Annotated in this window: 1 protein-coding gene and 1 pseudogene; both read right to left on the bottom strand. The window is 69.2% G+C overall.

The window, feature by feature from the left end; translation table 11 throughout:
- Window positions 1-995: FAD-dependent oxidoreductase (locus ACE3TU_RS22180; protein WP_374628020.1), on the bottom strand; the 995-nt coding region annotated here is incomplete at its 3' end.
- Between the two features lie 53 nt (window positions 996-1,048).
- Window positions 1,049-1,596: pseudogene (gene trkD, locus ACE3TU_RS22175) on the bottom strand (potassium transporter Kup); the annotation flags it as partial.

The raw sequence follows: 1,596 nt of genomic DNA, 5'->3' as shown, positions 1-1,596 counted from the left end.
CAGCGACGCAACCGGGCATAGGTCCCCAGGGCATCCGCCAGATCATCGGTCGAAGCGAGGGCCGCCGACAGCGCGGCGGCGTCGAGCAGCGCCATGTTGGCCCCCTGCCCGAGCTGGGGGCTCGTCGAGTGGGCGCTGTCGCCGACGAAGGCGATGCGGTCACCGACGGGACGGGTCAGGGTCTGGTGAGCATAGCGGGCGAGCGTCAGCGCCTCGAACCCGCCGAGCGCGGCGAGGTGCGGCGCTGTCGCCGGCCAGTGCCGGCGCACCTCCGCCGAAAAGGCCTCGAACCCACCCTGCTGCAGGCCGGAGAGTTCCCCGGGTTTGAGACTCCAGAAGAAGGCGGCCTCCTCGATGCCGCCTCGGGTGCGACGACCGAGCGGCAACACGCCGATCATCACCTTCGCCCTGACGTAGCGCTGCGACAGGGCGTGGCGGCTGAAGCCCTCGTCGACCCAGGGCACCGTGCCCCATATCGCGCCGAAGGCCAGGGACCGCTGGCGGTGTGTGCCCGGCGCCTCCGCGCGGAGCGGCGAGCCGGCCCCCATGGCATCGACGACGAGGTCGAACGGTCCCTCGAGACCATTGGGCGAGCGCAGCCAGATGCGGCTCGTGTCGCGCTCCACCGCCGAGACCGCATAGGCGGTTCGCATCGGCAGACGGGCCTCGCCAACCGGCTCATGCAGCAGGTTGAACAGCGTTGCCCGGTGCATGCCGACGGCGTGGACGTGCCTGCCGAGCGGCCAGTAGCCGACATCGAGCACGACTCGGCCGGTGCGCGCGTCGGTGCCGGAGAGGCGGTCGATCCGCGCCCCGAGCGCGAACGTGCGCTCGCCCAGCCCGAGATCGGCGAGCACCGCGAGGCCGGTCGGCTGCAGCATCAGGCCGGAGCCGACCGGCTGGGGGCGGGCGAAGCGCTCGAACAGGTGCACCCGGTGCCCGGCGCGGCTCAAATAGAGCGCCGACGCGAGTCCCCCGGGGCCGGCGCCGGCCACCGCAATATCCAGTACCTTGCGCAGTCTCCCGCCCCCGGGTGATCAGGCGGCGACTAGATCACTACCTGGGTGCCGATTTCAACCACCCGGCCGGTGGGGATGTGGAAGTACTCGGTTGCGTCGGTGGCGTTCTTGGCGAGCGCGATGAAGATGCGATCCATGAACAACGGCATGCCGCCCTTGGTGGAGGGCTTCAGGGAGCGCCGCGACAGGAAGAACGACGTGCTCATGATGTCGAATTTCCAGCCGAGCTTGCGTGCCAGCGCCAGGGCCTTCGGAATATTCGGCGTCTCGATGTAGCCGAAGGTGATCACCACCCGGTAGAACAGATCGTTGTAGGCGTCGATCCGCACCTTCTCGTCATCGGCCACACGCGGCCGGTCAGAGGTCCGGATGGTGAGGATGACGTTGTGCTCGTGCAGCACCTTGTAGTGCTTGAGGCTGTGCAACAGGGCCGTGGGCGCGCCCTCGATATCGGAGGTCAGGAACACTGCCGTGCCCGGCACGATGGTGGGCTTCTTCTTGGCGAGGTTCTCGACGAGGAACTCGAGCGGGACCTCGTCCCGCCGGGTCTTCTCGGCGAGCCGCCGGCGGCCGATAA

This window comes from Devosia sp. (assembly GCF_041917035.1).
GTDB lineage: Bacteria > Pseudomonadota > Alphaproteobacteria > Rhizobiales > Devosiaceae > Devosia_A.
This window is presented reverse-complemented; position numbering and strand designations above follow the sequence as displayed.